At 64.9% G+C, this 15,955-nt stretch carries 16 protein-coding genes; 8 read left to right on the top strand and 8 right to left on the bottom strand.

Going from position 1 to position 15,955, the window contains the following annotated elements; translation table 11 throughout:
• Window positions 1-78 precede the first annotated feature (78 nt).
• Window positions 79-1,407, top strand: a complete 1,329-nt coding sequence (locus ACRYLO_RS02690; protein WP_482658743.1) for a hypothetical protein — start codon at window positions 79-81, stop codon at window positions 1,405-1,407.
• Complete coding sequence (locus ACRYLO_RS02685; RefSeq protein WP_482661660.1) at window positions 1,407-2,297, top strand: DNA adenine methylase; 891 nt, start codon at window positions 1,407-1,409, stop codon at window positions 2,295-2,297. The genes ACRYLO_RS02690 and ACRYLO_RS02685 overlap by 1 nt, the downstream gene beginning before the upstream one ends.
• A gap of 40 nt (window positions 2,298-2,337) precedes the next feature.
• On the opposite strand, the gene ACRYLO_RS02680 is transcribed toward ACRYLO_RS02685, so the two are convergent.
• From ACRYLO_RS02680 to hisI, 4 genes are all read right to left on the bottom strand, one after another.
• Window positions 2,338-4,137, bottom strand: a complete 1,800-nt coding sequence (locus ACRYLO_RS02680) for an acyl-CoA dehydrogenase C-terminal domain-containing protein (RefSeq protein ID WP_482658742.1) — start codon at window positions 4,135-4,137, stop codon at window positions 2,338-2,340.
• Between the two features lie 17 nt (window positions 4,138-4,154).
• Complete coding sequence (locus tag ACRYLO_RS02675; protein WP_482658741.1) at window positions 4,155-4,586, bottom strand: MerR family transcriptional regulator; 432 nt, start codon at window positions 4,584-4,586, stop codon at window positions 4,155-4,157.
• 32 nt (window positions 4,587-4,618) lie between these two features.
• A complete protein-coding gene (locus tag ACRYLO_RS02670; protein WP_482658740.1) occupies window positions 4,619-5,206 on the bottom strand; it encodes a hypothetical protein in 588 nt (195 codons plus the stop codon).
• 92 nt (window positions 5,207-5,298) lie between these two features.
• Window positions 5,299-5,658 carry a phosphoribosyl-AMP cyclohydrolase gene (hisI, locus tag ACRYLO_RS02665; protein WP_482658739.1) on the bottom strand — a complete coding sequence of 120 codons (360 nt, stop codon included), beginning with the start codon at window positions 5,656-5,658 and terminating at the stop codon, window positions 5,299-5,301.
• Between the two features lie 105 nt (window positions 5,659-5,763).
• Between hisI and ACRYLO_RS02660 the strand changes: the two genes are divergently transcribed.
• The 6 genes from ACRYLO_RS02660 (at window position 5,764) to ACRYLO_RS02635 (ending at window position 9,913) form a co-directional block, all read left to right on the top strand.
• A complete protein-coding gene (locus ACRYLO_RS02660) occupies window positions 5,764-6,300 on the top strand; it encodes an RNA polymerase sigma factor (protein ID WP_482658738.1) in 537 nt (178 codons plus the stop codon).
• Entirely contained in the window at window positions 6,297-6,791 is a 495-nt protein-coding gene (locus ACRYLO_RS02655) for a hypothetical protein (RefSeq protein WP_482658737.1), read from the top strand. The genes ACRYLO_RS02660 and ACRYLO_RS02655 overlap by 4 nt, the downstream gene beginning before the upstream one ends.
• Window positions 6,788-8,221, top strand: coding sequence for an alpha/beta fold hydrolase (locus ACRYLO_RS02650; RefSeq protein ID WP_482658736.1), 1,434 nt, complete (start codon window positions 6,788-6,790; stop codon window positions 8,219-8,221). Before ACRYLO_RS02655 ends, ACRYLO_RS02650 begins: the two co-directional genes overlap by 4 nt.
• Window positions 8,222-8,457: 236 nt before the next feature.
• A complete protein-coding gene (locus ACRYLO_RS02645) occupies window positions 8,458-8,958 on the top strand; it encodes a DUF2975 domain-containing protein (protein ID WP_482658735.1) in 501 nt (166 codons plus the stop codon).
• A complete protein-coding gene (locus ACRYLO_RS02640) occupies window positions 8,958-9,167 on the top strand; it encodes a helix-turn-helix domain-containing protein (protein WP_482658734.1) in 210 nt (69 codons plus the stop codon). Before ACRYLO_RS02645 ends, ACRYLO_RS02640 begins: the two co-directional genes overlap by 1 nt.
• A gap of 2 nt (window positions 9,168-9,169) precedes the next feature.
• Window positions 9,170-9,913, top strand: coding sequence for a hypothetical protein (locus ACRYLO_RS02635; protein WP_482658733.1), 744 nt, complete (start codon window positions 9,170-9,172; stop codon window positions 9,911-9,913).
• 30 nt (window positions 9,914-9,943) lie between these two features.
• Here ACRYLO_RS02635 and ACRYLO_RS02630 read toward each other — a convergent pair whose 3' ends face one another.
• The 4 genes from ACRYLO_RS02630 to katG all read right to left on the bottom strand — a co-directional run bounded on the left by ACRYLO_RS02630 (window position 9,944) and on the right by katG (window position 15,578).
• Window positions 9,944-11,086, bottom strand: coding sequence for a serine hydrolase domain-containing protein (locus tag ACRYLO_RS02630; RefSeq protein ID WP_482658732.1), 1,143 nt, complete (start codon window positions 11,084-11,086; stop codon window positions 9,944-9,946).
• Window positions 11,083-12,669 (bottom strand): FAD-dependent oxidoreductase, encoded by a 1,587-nt coding sequence (locus ACRYLO_RS02625; protein WP_482658731.1) that lies wholly within the window; start codon window positions 12,667-12,669, stop codon window positions 11,083-11,085. The genes ACRYLO_RS02630 and ACRYLO_RS02625 overlap by 4 nt, the downstream gene beginning before the upstream one ends.
• Before the next feature lie 68 nt (window positions 12,670-12,737).
• The gene (locus ACRYLO_RS02620) at window positions 12,738-13,139 is read right to left on the bottom strand and encodes a DUF6334 family protein (protein WP_482658730.1); all 402 of its coding nucleotides are present in this window, start codon (window positions 13,137-13,139) and stop codon (window positions 12,738-12,740) included.
• 237 nt (window positions 13,140-13,376) lie between these two features.
• Window positions 13,377-15,578 carry a catalase/peroxidase HPI gene (gene katG, locus ACRYLO_RS02615; RefSeq protein ID WP_482658729.1) on the bottom strand — a complete coding sequence of 734 codons (2,202 nt, stop codon included), beginning with the start codon at window positions 15,576-15,578 and terminating at the stop codon, window positions 13,377-13,379.
• Window positions 15,579-15,955: the final 377 nt, after the last annotated feature.

Below are 15,955 nucleotides of genomic sequence, written 5' to 3'. Positions count from 1 at the left end.
TCACAGCTCGATGCCAAAACAAAGGGTCTAGTAAAGTGTCGGCCGACAATACTATGAAACGGCTTCGGAGGGGAACCGATGCCAGAAAAAAGTCTGAAAATCGACGAGTTGCTGCTCGATCTCGTTAATCCGCGCACCAGAGAAGTTCAGAGTCAGCGCGACGCGCTTCAAGCCGTAATCAGCGATCAGAAGAGTCGATTAACTGCCTTGGCGGAAGACATCGCCGAGCACGGATTGAACCCCGCAGACCGGTTGCTGGTAATGCATCAACGGAGCCCCAAGGGTTACGTTACCCTCGAAGGAAATCGGCGCGTTGCAACGCTTCAAATTCTGAAGAATCCAGCAGTACTAAGCGGCCTTACGGTCACGCCCGCAATGCGGAAACGTCTTGAAGCCGCATCAAAGAAATTTTCAGCCGCGAAGGTTGAGCCGATTCCCTGCTTTTCGTTCGCCAAACGCGAAGATGCTCGGCGCTGGATCGAAATGCGCCACACCGGTCAAGGAGACGGCGAAGGACTAGTGGGGTGGTCGGGTATCGCCACAGCTCGATTCCGGGGCAACAGCCCAGCGCTGCAAGCAATCGACCTGGTAAAGCGGTTTGGCACTCTCACAGATGACGAAAGAGATAAAATTGAAAGCATTTCGATCTCCGTAGTCGATAGAATCATGGGCTCTAAGCCCATGAAAGACGCCATTGGCGTCAAAACGTCTAAAGACATATTGTACTCGTTGATACGAGCAGAGGAACTTATAAAGCCTCTAACTTATTTAATTCGTCAGATATTGAACGGAAATCTCACAAACAGAACGATCAATACAAAAGACGACCAGAACGAATTCATCAAGAAGATTCCGTCTGAATTTTTACCAGATCTCACTCAAGCTATCGACGAGACACCTGCCGACTCTTTTACTCAAGGCGATTTTTCTTCGAAGCCCAAGAAAAAATCAAAGAGAGGCCCGTCTGTTCAAAAGACCATTTGGCCCAGAACCTTTAATATCAACGCGAGCGTCGACCGAGTTACCGATATTTTCAAGGAATTGAAAATACTTGAGGTAGAGAAGTGCAAAAATTCAATCTCGGTATTGATGAGAATTATCCTAGAGATGTCCGCTGACGAATATATGGACAACAATAACATATCGCGCAAAAAGGGGACGCCACCCCACGAAAAGGATAAAACGCTTTCAGAAAAAGTATCTGAGGTTTGCACTCATCTAATTAGTTCTGGCATTAAAAAGCATAAGTTGAGCCCCGTGACAAAATCTATTAACAACCCAAACAGCCCCCTTTATCACGATTTACTAAATCAGTACGTACACAACGCTTATCACAACCCATCTCCGGGTGAACTTCGATCTGGCGCTAGCACGCTCAAGGTTTTTCTCGAGCATGTGTGGCCATAATGATTAGAACTGGAAGATATTCGCCGCTCCGCTACCCGGGGGGTAAGGGGAAACTGTCTGCTCTATTGAAAGCGATTATAACTGAAAATCAGCTTCAGGACGGCACGTATGTCGAGCCGTTCGCCGGCGGGGCCGGGTTGGCGTGCGAACTACTCGTCGAGAACTACGTGCGCAGCATTCATATCAACGATCTCTCACCTGCTATTTTCTGCTTTTGGCAGTCCGCGCTCAGCGAGACTGATAGGTTCTGCGAACAGATCGCCTCAGTGCCGCTCACGATCTCCGAGTGGGATCAGCAAAAAGCAACTTTCGAAGCTCAGCGTCGAACTCCCAACCCGGACGTCTACAGTCTTGGGTTCTCCACTTTCTACCTGAACCGCACAAATCGCTCCGGCATACTCAGTGGAGGGATAATTGGCGGGCGATCGCAGTCGAGCGAGTGGGGGATTGACGCGAGGTTCAACCGAACTGACCTCGTGGCGCGGATACGCACGCTTGCCGCAATGAGAGATCGCATCAGCGTAACTAGAAGTGATGCACTGTCGCTGCTGTGCGCCTATAGAAAGAAGTCGCCGCACAGGACACTTATGTATCTCGACCCACCATATTACGCAAAGGGTCGGCAACTATATTTGGACTACTACAAGCCGTCAGACCATAAAGTCATTGCGGACGAGGTGCAAAAAGATCGACAGCCATTCAACTGGCTTGTATCTTACGATAACGTCAATCCAATCAAAGATCTTTATTCCGCATCACCCGGGGTCGAATATAACATTAATTATAGCGCGCGCAGCGCATCCACGGGATCAGAAGTGATATTCTTTGATCCCACACTTGTCTTGCCAAAGTTAGAGAATTTTATCGCGGTGACGAAAGCGGCGGCGTAGAGCGCGGCACCAGAATTGATGCCGCGCCCGCCCCCTCCCCTCAAACCCCAAACGCCTCCACCGGCAGCGCCATGATCGTCTCCGCGCCGCTTTCGATCTTGCGGCGCAGCGCGCCGGCGTTGGGCATGATGCGGTCGGCGTAGAAGCGGGCGGTGACCAGCTTGGCTTCGTAGAATGCCTTGTCGTCGTCGCCTTCGGCCAATGCCGCGACGGCGGCGTCGGCCATGCGGAGCCACATCAGGCCGATCGCGACGGTGCCCATCAGCTCCATGTACGAATACGCGCCGGCGCCGACCTGGTTGGGGTCCTTCATGCCGTTGGCCATAAACCACATGGTCGCGGCCTGAAGCTGGCCATTGGCCTTTTCGAGGGCTTCGGCGAGGTGGGCGAGGTCAGGCTTGGCCTTGGCGGCGGCGACCTCTTCGGCGACGATGCGGAACAGCGTCTGGACCGCGCGGCCGCCATTCTGGGCCAGCTTGCGGCCGACCAGGTCCATCGCCTGCACGCCGTTGGTGCCTTCATAGATCATCGCGATGCGGGCATCGCGGACATATTGCTCCATGCCCCATTCGGCGATGTAGCCATGGCCGCCATAGACCTGCTGGCTGTCGGTCGCGATGCGGTAGCCGGCGTCGGTGCCGACGCCCTTGATCACCGGGGTGAGCAGGCCGATCAGGTCGTCGGCGAGCTGACGCTCCTCCTCGCTCGCCGCCTTGTGCGACAGGTCGACCTGGAGGCCGCCCCACAGGCACAGGGCGCGGAGCCCTTCGGTCATCGCCTTGGCCTCCATCAGCATGCGGCGGACATCGGGGTGGACGAAGAGGGTGTCGGCCTTTTCCTGTGGCTCGGCGGCGCCGGTGAGCGCGCGGCCCTGGCGCCGGTCGTGCGCGTATTGGACGGCGTTCTGGTACGCGACTTCGCCGATGCCGAGGCCCTGAAGCCCGACGCCGAGGCGGGCGGCGTTCATCATGATGAACATGGCGGCGAGGCCCTTCATCTCTTCGCCCACCAGCCAGCCGGTCGCGCCGTCATAGTTCATGACGCAGGTCGAGTTGGCGTGGATGCCCATCTTGTGCTCGATCGAGCCGCAGGAGACGGCGTTGCGCTCGCCCAGGCTGCCGTCGTCGTTGACCATGAATTTGGGGACGACGAACAGGCTGATGCCCTTGCTGCTCTCCGGCGCGCCCGGCGTCTTGGCGAGGACGAGGTGGATGATGTTGCTGGTGAGGTCATGCTCGCCGGAGGAGATGAAGATCTTCGTCCCCGTGATCGACCAGCTGCCGTCGGCATTGGGGGTGGCGCGGGTCTTGATGAGGCCGAGATCGGTGCCGCAATGCGGTTCGGTCAGGTTCATCGTGCCGCCCCATTCGCCGGACACCATCTTGGGGACGTATTTCTCCTGCTGCTCCGGGCTGCCCTTGGCGAGGAGCGCCTCGATCGCGCCGTGGGTGAGGCCGGGGTACATGGCGAAGGCCATGTTGGCGGAGATCATGTACTCCTGGAACGCGGTCGATACGACGTGCGGCATGCCCTGGCCGCCGAACTGCTCCGGCGCGCTGAGGGTGCCCCAGCCGGATTCGACGAACTGGTTATAGGCCTCCTTGAAGCCGTCGGGGGTGGTGACGCTGCCGTCCGGGTGGCGGGTGCAGCCCTGTTGGTCGCCGCTGTGGTTGATCGGGAACAGGACTTCGGCGACGAACTTGCCGCCCTCTTCCAGCACCGCGCTGACCACGTCGGGGGTCGCGGCGGTGAAGCCGGGGAGGTTGGCGTAGCGGTCGATCTTGAGCACGCGGTCGAGGACGAAACGGGTGTCGCGGACGGGGGGATTGTAGCGGGGCATCTCTCTCGTTCCTGTTCTTATTTGATGGGGCTGGCGCGGCCTTCGAGGACCGCGATGAAATCGTCGAGTTCGGCAATGGCGGCGTCGATATCGACCTTTTGCCGCTCGAGCAGGTCGATGCGGGCGCGGCATTTGTCGAGCGTGACCTGATGCTGGGTGCGGCGGTCGTCGCCGACGTCGTAGAGGTCGATCATCTCGCGGATTTCGGCGAGGCTGAAGCCGACGCGCTTGCCGCGCAGGATCCAGGCCAGCCGGGCGCGGTCGCGGTGCGAGTAGATGCGCTGGAGCCCGCGCCGCTCGGGGCTGATCAGCCCTTCATCCTCGTAGAAGCGCAGCGCGCGTGCGGTGACGTCGAACTCGGCGCACAGGTCCGAGATCGAGAAGCTCTCCTTGTCCGGCCGCGCCTCGATCGGGGCGAAGCTGGCTACGGCTTTCAGTTTCGTTGCCATGCGAGTCGATTTACGCCGACCTTACGTTAACGTCAACTACCGCAGAGTCGGACTCCCTCGGCACTTCTGAGCGCTTCGGCTTCAGCGGCGGATTCGCTGAGGCGCTCGACCTCCAGCGCCGCGAAGGAGGCGCGCGGGCCGCACAGCTTGGCGCAGCTGTCGGGGACGGTGGCGGGGAAGGTGATCCGGTCGCCGTCGAACTTGGCGTCGAAGCTGCAGGTCTCGCCGTTCCGCCCCTTGAACTCGATCGCGAGGGTCGAGCCGGAGCGGGCGGCGGTGCCGCGGCCGGTGCAGCTGACCTTGTCGCCATAATCGACGAACGCGCCGACGCGATAGGCGGTGCCGTCGGGCACGACGCACAGCCGGTCGGTGTCGCGGGCGTAGAGGCCGGTGACGTCGCTCGCCCTGGGATCGCGAACGAGGCCCCGCTCGATGGCGGCGGATTCGAGGCTGGGGGGTGTGGGGGATGCTGCGGGCTGGGGGCTGCTGCCGGAGCAGGCGGCGAGGAGGAGGACGGCGGCGAGGATCGCGCAATTCCTCCCCCAACGGGGGAGGTGGCAGCGCGCAGCGCTGACGGAGGGGCCGCCGCGAAGACGGCGGAATTTTGCCGAGATGCTCACCGCCCTCTGCGGGGCGGCCCCTCCACCACTGCCTTCGGCGGCGGTCCCCCTCCCCCAGCAAGCTGGGGGAGGAATTGGGACATGCCCTCCCCTCACTCGCGCACCAGCTTGCCGTTTTCGATGCGGCGGAAGAAGCAGCTGGGTTCGCCGGTGTGGCAGGCGGGGCCGGCGGGGTCGACTTTGAGCCACAGCGCGTCCTGATCGCAGTCGATCCGCGCCTCGACCACGCGCAGCACATGGCCGCTGCTTTCGCCCTTTTTCCACAGCCGCTGGCGGCTGCGCGACCAAAACCATGCTTCGCCGCTCTCCAGTGTCTTCGCCAGCGCATCGGCGTTCATGTGCGCGAGCATCAGCAGCTCGCCGGTCGCGGCGTGGGTGGCGACGGCGGTGATCAGGCCGTTGGCGTCGTAGTTCGGGTTGAGGTCGAGCGTGGAATCGCGGGGGTCGGTCATGCGGCGGTGTTAGCGTCCGAACCCATTCGAATGAACCTTTTTCGCCGTCCACCGACTACGAGGGAAAGCATGAGGTGAATGATGCGGCCGGATGGCGGGGAACAAGTGGGGGCAATCGCGGACGAGCTGCTGGTCGTGCGCTGCCAGCTGGGCGAGCGCGAGGCGTTCGATGCGCTGGTGCGGAGATGGGCCGGGCCGGTCAGCGGCTATGCCCGGCGCGTGACGGGCGACGCCGATGCCGCAGCCGAGCTGACGCAGGACATCTGGCTGCGCGTGGTGCGCGGGATCGGGCGGATCGAGGACACGAGCCGGTTCCGGTCGTGGCTGTTCGGCGTGGCGCATCGCGCCTTTGCCGACCAGCTGCGCCGCAAATACCGCGCCGCGACGCCTCTGCCCGCCGAGGACGATGTCGCCGAAGCCGATGACGGCGAGGCAGCGTTCGATGTCGAAGCGGTCGAGCGCGGGCTGGCGCGACTGGCCCCGGTCGAACGCGAGATCCTGACCCTGTTCTACCTTGAGGAACTGGCGATCGACGAGGTCGCAATCGCGCTCTCGATCCCGACCGGAACCGTCAAGTCACGCCTGTACCGCGCCCGCAAGCAATTGCGGCGCGTGCTCGAACTGCATGGAGACGCCCAATGACCCTTGCCCCGCAAATGGATGCTGCGGCCCCGGAAGTCCGGATCGTCAGCGCCGAATTGTCCCCCCGCCCCCGCATTGCGCACGCGCTGTTGCTGGCCGCCGCGCTGAGCGGGACGGTGGTCACGCTGTCGCTGTTCATGACCGAGCCCAACCTGCCGTTACGCACGCGTGCCGCCTTTGCGGTGTTGTCGCTGATCGGGACGGGGTGGACCGCCTATGCGCTATGGGTGCTGACCCAGCGGCGCGTGCTGTATGCGCGCCAGCAAGTCGTCGCCGGATGGATGGCGGTCGCCTTCACATCGGTGTTCACGCTGGGGGCGCTGGCGATCGGGATCGGGTCGGGGGTGGCCACGGGGTTCGTCGCAGCGGCGATGGGCGTGGCGATGGTCGGTGCGGCGCTGGTGCTGCTCGGCCGGGCGCGACGGCGGCTCGCGGCTCTGACGGCAAAGCGGCGGGCGCTGGAAACGCAGATGGCGGAGCGCGCGCAATGATCCGCCTCCTGCTGACCGGATTGGCGCTGCTGGCCAGCGCCACCGCCGCCAACGCCGCGCCGATCGCGCCGCAACTGGGTGAAGCGCGCGCCGAGCGACTGGTGGCGCCGGACGGGCGCTCGATGGCGGTCGAGCGCGGTTTTCTCCGCGTCCCCGAACGCCGCGACCGCGCGGTGCCGGAGGGGGTGATCGAGCTGGCGGTGATGCGGCTGCGCTGGGCGGACGCGCCGAGCCCGATCGTCAACATGGTGCTGGCGGGTGGACCGGGCGATTCCGGGACCGGATTGCTGAGCGGCCTTTCCGCCGCGCGCGCGGCTGCTCTGCTCGACCTGATGGGCGGGGACGTGATCGCGTTCGACCAGCGCGGGAGCGGGCGGTCGCGGCCGAGCCTTGCCCTGCCCGAGCGCACACCGCTGCCGCTGGAAGCGGAGGGTTCCCCTGCCCTGTGGCTGCCGGTGATGGCGGATGCGGCGCGCGCGGCGGCGCGGCGGTTCGAGGCGAGCGGGGTGCGGCTGGCATCCTATACCAGCGCCGAGAATGCCGATGATGTCGACGCGGTGCGGCGGGCGTTCGGCTATGCGACTATGCATGTGTGGGGGCGCAGCTATGGATCGCACCTCGCGCTGGCGACTCTGCGGCGGCACCCGGCGAGCGTCGCGCGGCTGATTTTGGTCAGTCCCGAAGGCCCCGATCACACCTACAAGCTGCCTGCGCAGACCGATGCGGTGATTGCACGCATCGCCGAACGGGCGGGTACGCCGGAACTGCCCGCGACGATGCGCACGGTGATCGCACGGCTGCGGCGCGCACCGGTGACCGTAGAGGTCGCGGGACCGGACGGGGTGGCGCGCCGCGTTACCATCGGGGCGTTCGACGTGCAGTGGCTGACCGCGCAGGCGCTGGGCGATCCGCGCACGCTCGCCACCCTGCCCGCCGCCTATCGCGAAATGGCGGCCGGCGATTTCCGGCGCATGGGTGCGGTGGCGCTGGCGGCGCGCAGCCAGTGGCGGCTGGGGTCGGGGATGAAGTACATGATGGACCTCGCCTCGCATGCCAGCCCGGCGCGGCTGCGGCGGATCGAGCGCGAGGCGCGCACCGCGTTGCTCGGCAATGCGATCAACTTTCCGCTGACGGGGCTGCGCGATGCCTGGCCGGCGGTCGATCTGGGTGCGGCCTATCGCAAGCCGGTGCGCAGTAAGGTGCCGACGCTGATTCTGGTCGGCGACCTCGACGCGCGCACCCCGGTGGAGAATGCGCGGGAGATCGCGCGGGGGCTGTCGCATGCGCAAATCGTCGTGGTGGAGAATGCGGCGCATCAGTTCGACCTGTTCGGCGACCCAATGCTCCAGCCGGTGTTGCGGGAGTTTGTCGCGGGTCGGACGGTGGCGACGCGGCGGGTGCGGGTGCGGGAGGTTGGGTTTCAGCGGTGAGGGTGGATTGGGCGACCGTTCGATTCCTGCGCGTCGTCCCAGCCATGAGCGACATGACCGCTTCGTGAGCAAGAAGAAGCCCTGTCCCGGCTCAAGGCCGGGACGACGAGGGGTGTGGGCGGGCGTTTTCGCCCCCCGACGTCGGGATGGCGGGAGATTTATCGTAAAACGATAAATTTGCTTGCCGTTATTCGATGTGTGGATTATCGAATACCGATAATTCACGGAGACTCGACATGCTCATTCTCACGCGGCGCATCCTGATGGTGCTGCTGGTTCTCAACTGGATCGCGGTCGCGGGGTTCGTGGTGTTCGGCGGCGCGCTGCTGGCGATGCCCGAGTTCATGACGGGCAGACTGACAGAGGATTTCGGTAGCAAGGCTGATGCAGTTCGCCTTGCGCTGGTCGGAGTGATGGCGATCGGGTGCGTCGCTGCGGTGCCGGTGCATGTCATGTTTACCCGGATCATCGCGATGATCGATACGGTGCGCATCGGCACCCCGTTCGCGGCGGTCAATGCCGATCGGTTGCGGCAGATCGCCTGGGCGATGCTGGCGTTGCAGATCGTCGACCTTGGCTATGGCTGGTTCGCGACGCAGCTGAGCGAGGCGACGGGCGAGTTCATGGCGTGGCAGTTTTCGGTCACCGGCTGGCTCGCGGTGCTGTTGCTGTTCGTGCTGGCGCGGGTGTTCCAGCAGGGCGCGGCGATGCAGGACGAGATTGAGGGGACCGTCTGATGGCGGTCCGCGTGACGCTGGACGATGTGCTGCATGCGCGGCGCATGACCCTGACCGAACTCGCCGAGCGGGTCGATATCACGCTCGCCAATCTGTCGATCCTGAAGACCGGCAAGGCCAAGGCGATCCGTTTTTCGACGCTCGACGCGATCTGCCGGGCGCTGGAGTGCCAGCCGGGCGACATCCTGACCTATGACGAAGGGGAATGACGATGGGACGCGATCTGGTTGAAGTGTTCGTGCGATCGGGCCGCTATGCCCTGCTCTGCCCGCTGTTGTTCCTGGTGCCGGTCGCGGTCGAGATGGTGCAGCATGCGGTCGAGATCCGCGCGGGCATGTATGTCGATATCGCGGGCCTCAAGGCGGCGGAGGGCGACATGCTGCGGCTGGCGATCGGACATGTGAAGGTGATCGCGCTGTTCCTGACCGGATATTGGGCGGTGCGCTTTCTGGTGTTCGGCGATGATCCGGCTGCGGCGCGGCGGATCGATCCAGTGGCGGTGCGGCTGTTCGTGCCGGTGATGGTGTGGAGCCTGTTCTGGCTGATCCTGGTGCAGGACGTGCCGTTGATCGCCAAGGCGGCGGGAATCGGGGGCAATGTCGCGGCGTGGGTGCTGATCGTGAGCCTGATCGTCAGCCTGTTGTTCGAGCCATTGCTGTCGGCGTGGAAGACGGCGGCGGCGGCGGGCAATCCCGGCATCGGCTTTGTGCGGTCGATCCGGCTGACGCGGGGGGTGTATCTTTACGCCGTGATCGTGTCGCTGCTGGCGATGCTGCCGTTGATGGTGGCGCATTATGCGCTGGCATTTGTGGCGGTGGGCAAGGCGCCGGCTGTGGTTTGGGCGGTGATGGCGCTGGATTCGCTGCTGGTCGGGTATCTGGGCGTGGTGATGGTGGCTGCGGCCTTTGTCGTGGCGCGGCGGGCGGCGGTAAGGGGTGAGGTCGCGCTGGCGTGAGGCGAGCCCGGCGCGGGTGGTGGGGTCGCCTCAATAACTGGGAAGCCCCGGATATTCCCAGCGATAGGGCACACCGGTCTCCCCCAGCGCGGCCCGGACGAGCGCTGGAAACGCGCGTTCGGCGCGGACGTCGTTGGACAGGATCAGCACGCAGCGCTGGCCGCGCTGGAGGCAGACCAGGGTGTTCGCGGTAATGTCGTCATGGCCGCCCTTGAACCAGCCCGCCCCCTGCGGTCCGTTGAACGCGATCACGCCGAGCGCGGCCTTGGCGGCGGGGCGTTCGGCCGGCGGGGCTTCGGGCAGCAAGGTGGGGAATTGCTGGCGCGTGGTGATCGGCAACGTCCCCTGGCTGAAGCGGGCATGCCCCGCTTTGGAGAGGCCGTAGCCGCGCACCATCGCCGCCGCCATCCGCGCCATGTCGGCGATGGTGGTGTCCATCGATCCGGCAACGCGCACGCGGCTGCGCTGATCGTGCGGGCGGGCGGCACCGCTTTCGTCCCAGCCATCGGCGAGGTTGGCGGCAAAGCGATCCTGCCATTTCAGGCTGGTGCGCGTCATGCCGAGCGGCACAAAGAATCGCCGCTGCAGCTCCGCCTCGACATCGAGACCGAGGCCGCGTTCGAGCCCGAATTGCAGCAGCATCAGCCCTTCGCCCGAATAGGCGTAACGCGTACCCGGCGTGAAATGGATGCGCAGGCGGCGATCGGGTTCGAGAAAGGCGAAATTGGCAAAGCCGGTCGAATGGGTCAGCGTCATGCGCGGCGTGATCGCGCTCCAGCGGGGATCATTCGCCAGGTCGCCCCACTGGCCCGATCCGGGCACATTGCCATAGGCCGGGACGGGTTGCGGCAGCAGCGCGGCGATCGGCCGATCAAGGTCCAGCCGACGCTGGTCCGCCAGCTGGGCATTGAAATAGCCGAACACCGCCTTGGTCAGCGACGCGCCATACATCACGGTGTCGGCCGTCAGCGGCTGGCCCGACGCGTCGCGCGCGCCAAAGGCGGCGACATGGGTCACGCGGCCGCGCTCGACCAGCGCAATCGCCAGCCCGCGCGCGCCGGTCTGCGTCATGGCCGCGCGTGCGGCGGTGTCGATGCGGTGCGGTGCGGCCATGGCGGGGACCGCAGCGGCGGCGAGCAGCGCACCAAGGCCAAGACGGAGGATGCGGCTCATAGATTTCCCTCGATAGTGCGCGGCGGGGGCGCGTTGACATGGGTCCAGATCGCGCTGACGACGACCGAGCCTTCGCCGACGCTGCTGGCGACGCGCTTGACCGAGCCGGAGCGGACGTCGCCGACCGCGAAGATGCCGGGGCAGGAGGTGGCGTAGCTGGACGATGCGCCGACTTCTGCGCCGGTGCGGACGAAGCCATGCGGGTCGAGTTCGACCAGGCCGGAAAGCCAGTCGGTATTGGGCGCAGCGCCGATCATGATGAACAGCGCGCGACAATCGACCGCATGGCTGCCCGCCGGGCCGGTGAACACGACGCGTTCGAGATGGGCGTCGCCATCGAGCTGCGCCAGCTGGCTGTGGGTGTGGATGACGATACGCGGGTCGGCCTCAAGCCGGTCGCGCAGATAGGCGCTCATCGTATCGGCGAGGCTGGCGCCGCGCACGACGACATGGACGCGTTTGGCGACGCGCGAGAGGTACATCGCCGCCTGCCCCGCGCTGTTGCCGCCGCCGACGACGACCGCCTCGGTCTGGGCGCACAGGCGCGCCTCCATCTCGGTCGCGGCGTAATAGATGCCGGCACCTTCGAACGCTTCGAGCCGGTCGAGCGGCAAGCGGCGATATTGCACGCCGGTGGCGACGAGTACGGCGCGGGCACACAGCTCTTCGCCCCCGTCGAGCGTGGCGCAGAAGCCGTCGTCGCGGCGGGCGAGTGCCTCGACCCGGCGCGGCATGGCGAAGCAGGTGCCGAACTTCATCGCCTGAACCTGTCCGCGGAAGGTGAGGTCCGCGCCGGAGATGCCGGTGGGAAAGCCCATATAGTTTTCGATGCGGGAGCTGGTGCCGGCCTGTCCGCCGATTGCGGTATCCTCGATCACCAGCGCGCGCAGCCCCTCAGACCCAGCATAGACGGCGGCGGCGACGCCGGCGGGGCCGGCGCCGACGATCAGCAGGTCGAACGGCTCGGTCGAGCTGGCGGTGAGGTCGAGGCCGAGATGACCCGCAACCGCGCGCGGCGTGGGGTTCGGGATCGGATGGCCCGACCAGCTGACCAGCGGTTCGCCATCGGCCTCCTCATGGAACGGGATGCGGTTGCGGTGGAGGAAGCTGGCGACCCGCGCGACGGCGGGATCGCGCTCGGCCCCGCGCACGACGAGGCTGCTGTCGCCGGATTCGAAGATGCGGCGGCGGCGCGCGGAAAAGACGGTGAGGATATGGTCGCCGATCTCGGGGACCGCGCTCATCAGGCGGAGCATGTCGGGGCGCGGCACTTCGAGCGTGCGCGTGGGGACGCTGGCGCGCATCGTCAGCGTGAGCGGGCCACCGTTGAGGAAGGCGAGCTCGCCCATGAACTGGCCGGGGCCGAGGCTGCCGGGGCGCAGCCGCTCTCCGGTGACGGGGTCGGCGATTTCGATCTCGCCCTCCTCAACCAGGACGAAGCGATCCTGCGGGGAGCCGGCTTCGAGGACGATGTCGCCGGGTTGATAGTGGCGGGTGGTGGCGATGGCCTGGATGGCGGTGAGGTGTGCGTCCGCGAAGGGACGCGGGGCCATGGTACTGAGGTCGCCGCCGATCGATTCCATGGGGGGAGTTTAAGGGGGCGTGGTGTGGAAGCAACTATGCGAACGGCTTCCCGACCGCCCCGCCCCGTTTAATCAGCGATTGGCGTGACCCGCGCGCATTGGATCGCCGAGCCTACGCCGGTGAAAAGGTAGTTCGGATCGATTTCGTCAATGGCGAGGGTGAAACCGTCGAGATATCCGCGATGGTTCCGGCCGACCCAGCACCAGCCGAGCGTCCGGCCGACAATCGAGCCGAGCGGGTCCAGCGGTCGCCAGTCGTCTTCGTCAGGTGCGGTTTCGCGGCTCACGATCAGTTCGTCGGTGTCGTCACTCACGCGGAGCACCACGGCGCAACCGTCTAGGACGAATGCGATGGCGGCACAGCGCAGATCCCCCTGCATAGTCTGAACGCCCCTGGCCAACACCGCGCGGACCTCCGCGCCGTTCACGTCGTCCCAGTCGAACTGGAGCACAGCGAGACGTTGCTTCATGCCCGGCACATAGAGCCAGTGCAGGTCGTCGTTCCAGCTGTAAAAAGCCTGCCCAACGTCAGTGGGGGTCGGCCTCGGCACAGGTGCTGGCCGCGAACAGAAAGGCCGCGGCGGGGGTTTCCCGTCGCGGCCTTATCCTGTGGGAACAGGCCCTCCCCCGACCCCTCCCGCAAGCGGGAGGGGAGTTTTTGGGAGACCCCTCCCGCGAGCGGGAGGGGGAAAGAAGGGAGAGTCGTCTTACCCCTTCAGGTCGAAGCGGTCGGCGTTCATGACCTTGGTCCAGGCGGCAACGAAGTCCTTGACGAACTTTTCCTCATGGCCGTTTTCGGCATAGACTTCGGCGACGGCGCGCAGTTCGGAGTTGGAGCCGAAGATCAGGTCGGCGCGGGTCGCGCGCCAGGTTTCGTGACCGCCCTTGCGGTCGGTCGCGATGAATTCCTGATCGTCCGATCCTTCGGCCGCCTTCCAGACATTGGTCATGCCGAGCAGGTTGACGAAGAAGTCGTTGGTCAGCTGGCCCGAACGCTTGGTGAAGTGGCCATGGCCGCGCTCGCCATGGTTGGCGCCGAGAACGCGCAGGCCGCCGACCAGCACCACCAGTTCGGGGACCGAGAGGCCGAGCAAAGATGCGCGGTCGAGCATCATTTCCTCGGTCTTTACCGCCAGCTTCTTCTTGCCGAGATAGTTGCGGAAGGCGTCGGCCTCCGGCTCCATCACGGCGAAGCTGTCGGCGTCGGTCTGTTCCTCGGTCGCGTCGCCGCGGCCGCCGGTGAAGGGCACGGGGACATTGTGACCCGCATCCTTGATCGCCTTCTCCAGGCCAACCACGCCGCCGAGCACGATGACATCGGCCAGCGACATCGTATCACGCAGGCCATCGAGGGTGCTCAGCACCTTCGCCAGCATCTCCGGCTCGTTGACTTCCCAGTCCTTTTGCGGAGCGAAGCGGATGCGCGCGCCGTTGGCGCCGCCGCGATGGTCGGACTTGCGATAGGTGCTGGCCGAGGCCCAGGCGGTCTTGATCAACTGGCTGACCGTCAGGCCGCTATTCGCGATCCTGTCCTTCACCAGCGCGACGAGCGTGTCCGACGGCATGGTGCCGGCGGGGATGGGATCCTGCCAGATCAGGTCTTCGGCCGGCACTTCCGGGCCGAGGTAGCGGACCTTGGGGCCCATGTCGCGATGGGTCAGCTTGAACCAGGCGCGGGCAAAGGCGTCCTTGAACGCTTCATGGTCGTTGCGGAACTTCTCGCTAATCGCGCGGAATTCGGGGTCCATCTTCAGCGCCATGTCTGCGGTGGTCATCATGGTCGGGACCTTGATGTTCGGATCCCATGCCGCGGGGGCCATGTCTTCTTCGCGCTGATTGATCGGCTGCCACTGCTGCGCGCCGGCGGGCGAGTGGACGAGTTCATAGTCGTAATCGAGCAGCAAGCGGAAATAATTCTCGGACCAGGTGGTCGGAGTGTTGACCCACGATCCTTCGATGCCGCTGGTGACGGTATGCTCGCCGATGCCGCCGCTCTCATGGCTGCTGACCCAGCCAAAGCCGAGCGCGGTGATGTCGCCGCCAGCGGGCGCGTTGCCGAGCAGCGACGCATCGCCATTGCCATGCGCCTTGCCAAAGGTGTGGCCGCCGGCGGTGAGCGCGACGGTTTCTTCCGAGTTCATCGCCATCCGCTCAAACGTCGCCTTCATGTCGCGCGCCGAGAGCAAGGGATCGGGGTTGCCGCCCGGCCCTTCCGGATTGACGTAGATGAGGCCCATCTGGATCGCGGCGAGCGGGCCTTCCAGCTCGTGCATGCCGTGCTCGGGGCTGATGCGGGTCTGAACGCCCTGGTTCACCCACTTGTCTTCGCTGCCCCAATAGATGTCGCGCTCGGGCTCATACACATCGGCGCGGCCGCCGCCGAAGCCGAACACCGGGCCGCCCATGCTCTCGATCGCGACGTTGCCGGTGAGGATGAACAGGTCCGCCCAGCTAATCTGTTGGCCGTACTTCTGCTTGATCGGCCAGAGCAGGCGGCGTGCCTTGTCGAGATTGCCGTTGTCGGGCCAGCTGTCGAGCGGGGCGAAGCGCTGCTGCCCGCTATTCGCGCCACCGCGACCATCGGCGGTGCGATAGGTGCCGGCGGCGTGCCACGCCATGCGGATGAAGAACGGGCCGTAATGCCCGTAATCGGCCGGCCACCAGTCCTGGCTGTCGGTCATCAACGCGGTCAGGTCAGCCTTGAGCGCGGCGTAGTCGAGCTTCTTGAACGCTTCGGCGTAATCGAAATCGGGGCCCATCGGGTTGGACGGGCCGTTGGGATTGAGAATCTCGGTGGCGAGCATTTCCGGCCACCAATCCTTGTTGGTGCGGCCGAGCAGCGCGCGGACTCCGCCATTGCCGTGCACGGGGCAGCCGCCGCCGTCGATCGATCCGGTCTTTGCGTCCATGTTGGAATCCCTCCTTGGGTGATTGGTCTTGGAGGGAGGCTATCGGAGCGGGGCGCGCGGCGGAAACGGGATAAACCGGTCAGTGCGAGTGAGGAAATCGATTATGTCATTGTTCGGTCATCGATTGGGACGAACAGAGTCGGGATTTGGGAACTTGCCAAATCCTCCCCGGCACGGGGAGGGGGACCGCGCCCGCAGGGCGTGGTGGAGGGGGCCCGAGGCAAGGGAGTCCGGTGCCTCGCCCCCTCCACCATGCTGCGCATGGTCCCCCTCCCCGTTCCGGGGAGGATTTTAAGACCCCACCCCCACCCAACCTACGGAGAAACACAATGATCACCGATTTGATGTGACAAACAGGCGACAAAGCCGGATCGGCC

This window comes from Sphingomonas sp. SDUR79 (assembly GCF_056821745.1).
This window is presented reverse-complemented; position numbering and strand designations above follow the sequence as displayed.

What these genes read in the sequence shown, in the direction of transcription:
- ACRYLO_RS02690 (WP_482658743.1), top strand. Translation starts at nt 79, where the DNA reads ATGCCAGAAAAAAGTCTGAAAATCGACGAGTTGCTGCTCGATCTCGTT.
- ACRYLO_RS02685 (WP_482661660.1), top strand. Translation starts at nt 1,407, where the DNA reads ATGATTAGAACTGGAAGATATTCGCCGCTCCGCTACCCGGGGGGTAAG.
- ACRYLO_RS02680 (WP_482658742.1), bottom strand. Translation starts at nt 4,137, where the DNA reads ATGCCCCGCTACAATCCCCCCGTCCGCGACACCCGTTTCGTCCTCGAC.
- ACRYLO_RS02675 (WP_482658741.1), bottom strand. Translation starts at nt 4,586, where the DNA reads ATGGCAACGAAACTGAAAGCCGTAGCCAGCTTCGCCCCGATCGAGGCG.
- hisI (WP_482658739.1), bottom strand. Translation starts at nt 5,658, where the DNA reads ATGACCGACCCCCGCGATTCCACGCTCGACCTCAACCCGAACTACGAC.
- ACRYLO_RS02655 (WP_482658737.1), top strand. Translation starts at nt 6,297, where the DNA reads ATGACCCTTGCCCCGCAAATGGATGCTGCGGCCCCGGAAGTCCGGATC.
- ACRYLO_RS02650 (WP_482658736.1), top strand. Translation starts at nt 6,788, where the DNA reads ATGATCCGCCTCCTGCTGACCGGATTGGCGCTGCTGGCCAGCGCCACC.
- ACRYLO_RS02645 (WP_482658735.1), top strand. Translation starts at nt 8,458, where the DNA reads ATGCTCATTCTCACGCGGCGCATCCTGATGGTGCTGCTGGTTCTCAAC.
- ACRYLO_RS02640 (WP_482658734.1), top strand. Translation starts at nt 8,958, where the DNA reads ATGGCGGTCCGCGTGACGCTGGACGATGTGCTGCATGCGCGGCGCATG.
- ACRYLO_RS02635 (WP_482658733.1), top strand. Translation starts at nt 9,170, where the DNA reads ATGGGACGCGATCTGGTTGAAGTGTTCGTGCGATCGGGCCGCTATGCC.
- ACRYLO_RS02630 (WP_482658732.1), bottom strand. Translation starts at nt 11,086, where the DNA reads ATGAGCCGCATCCTCCGTCTTGGCCTTGGTGCGCTGCTCGCCGCCGCT.
- ACRYLO_RS02625 (WP_482658731.1), bottom strand. Translation starts at nt 12,669, where the DNA reads ATGGAATCGATCGGCGGCGACCTCAGTACCATGGCCCCGCGTCCCTTC.
- ACRYLO_RS02620 (WP_482658730.1), bottom strand. Translation starts at nt 13,139, where the DNA reads ATGAAGCAACGTCTCGCTGTGCTCCAGTTCGACTGGGACGACGTGAAC.
- katG (WP_482658729.1), bottom strand. Translation starts at nt 15,578, where the DNA reads ATGGACGCAAAGACCGGATCGATCGACGGCGGCGGCTGCCCCGTGCAC.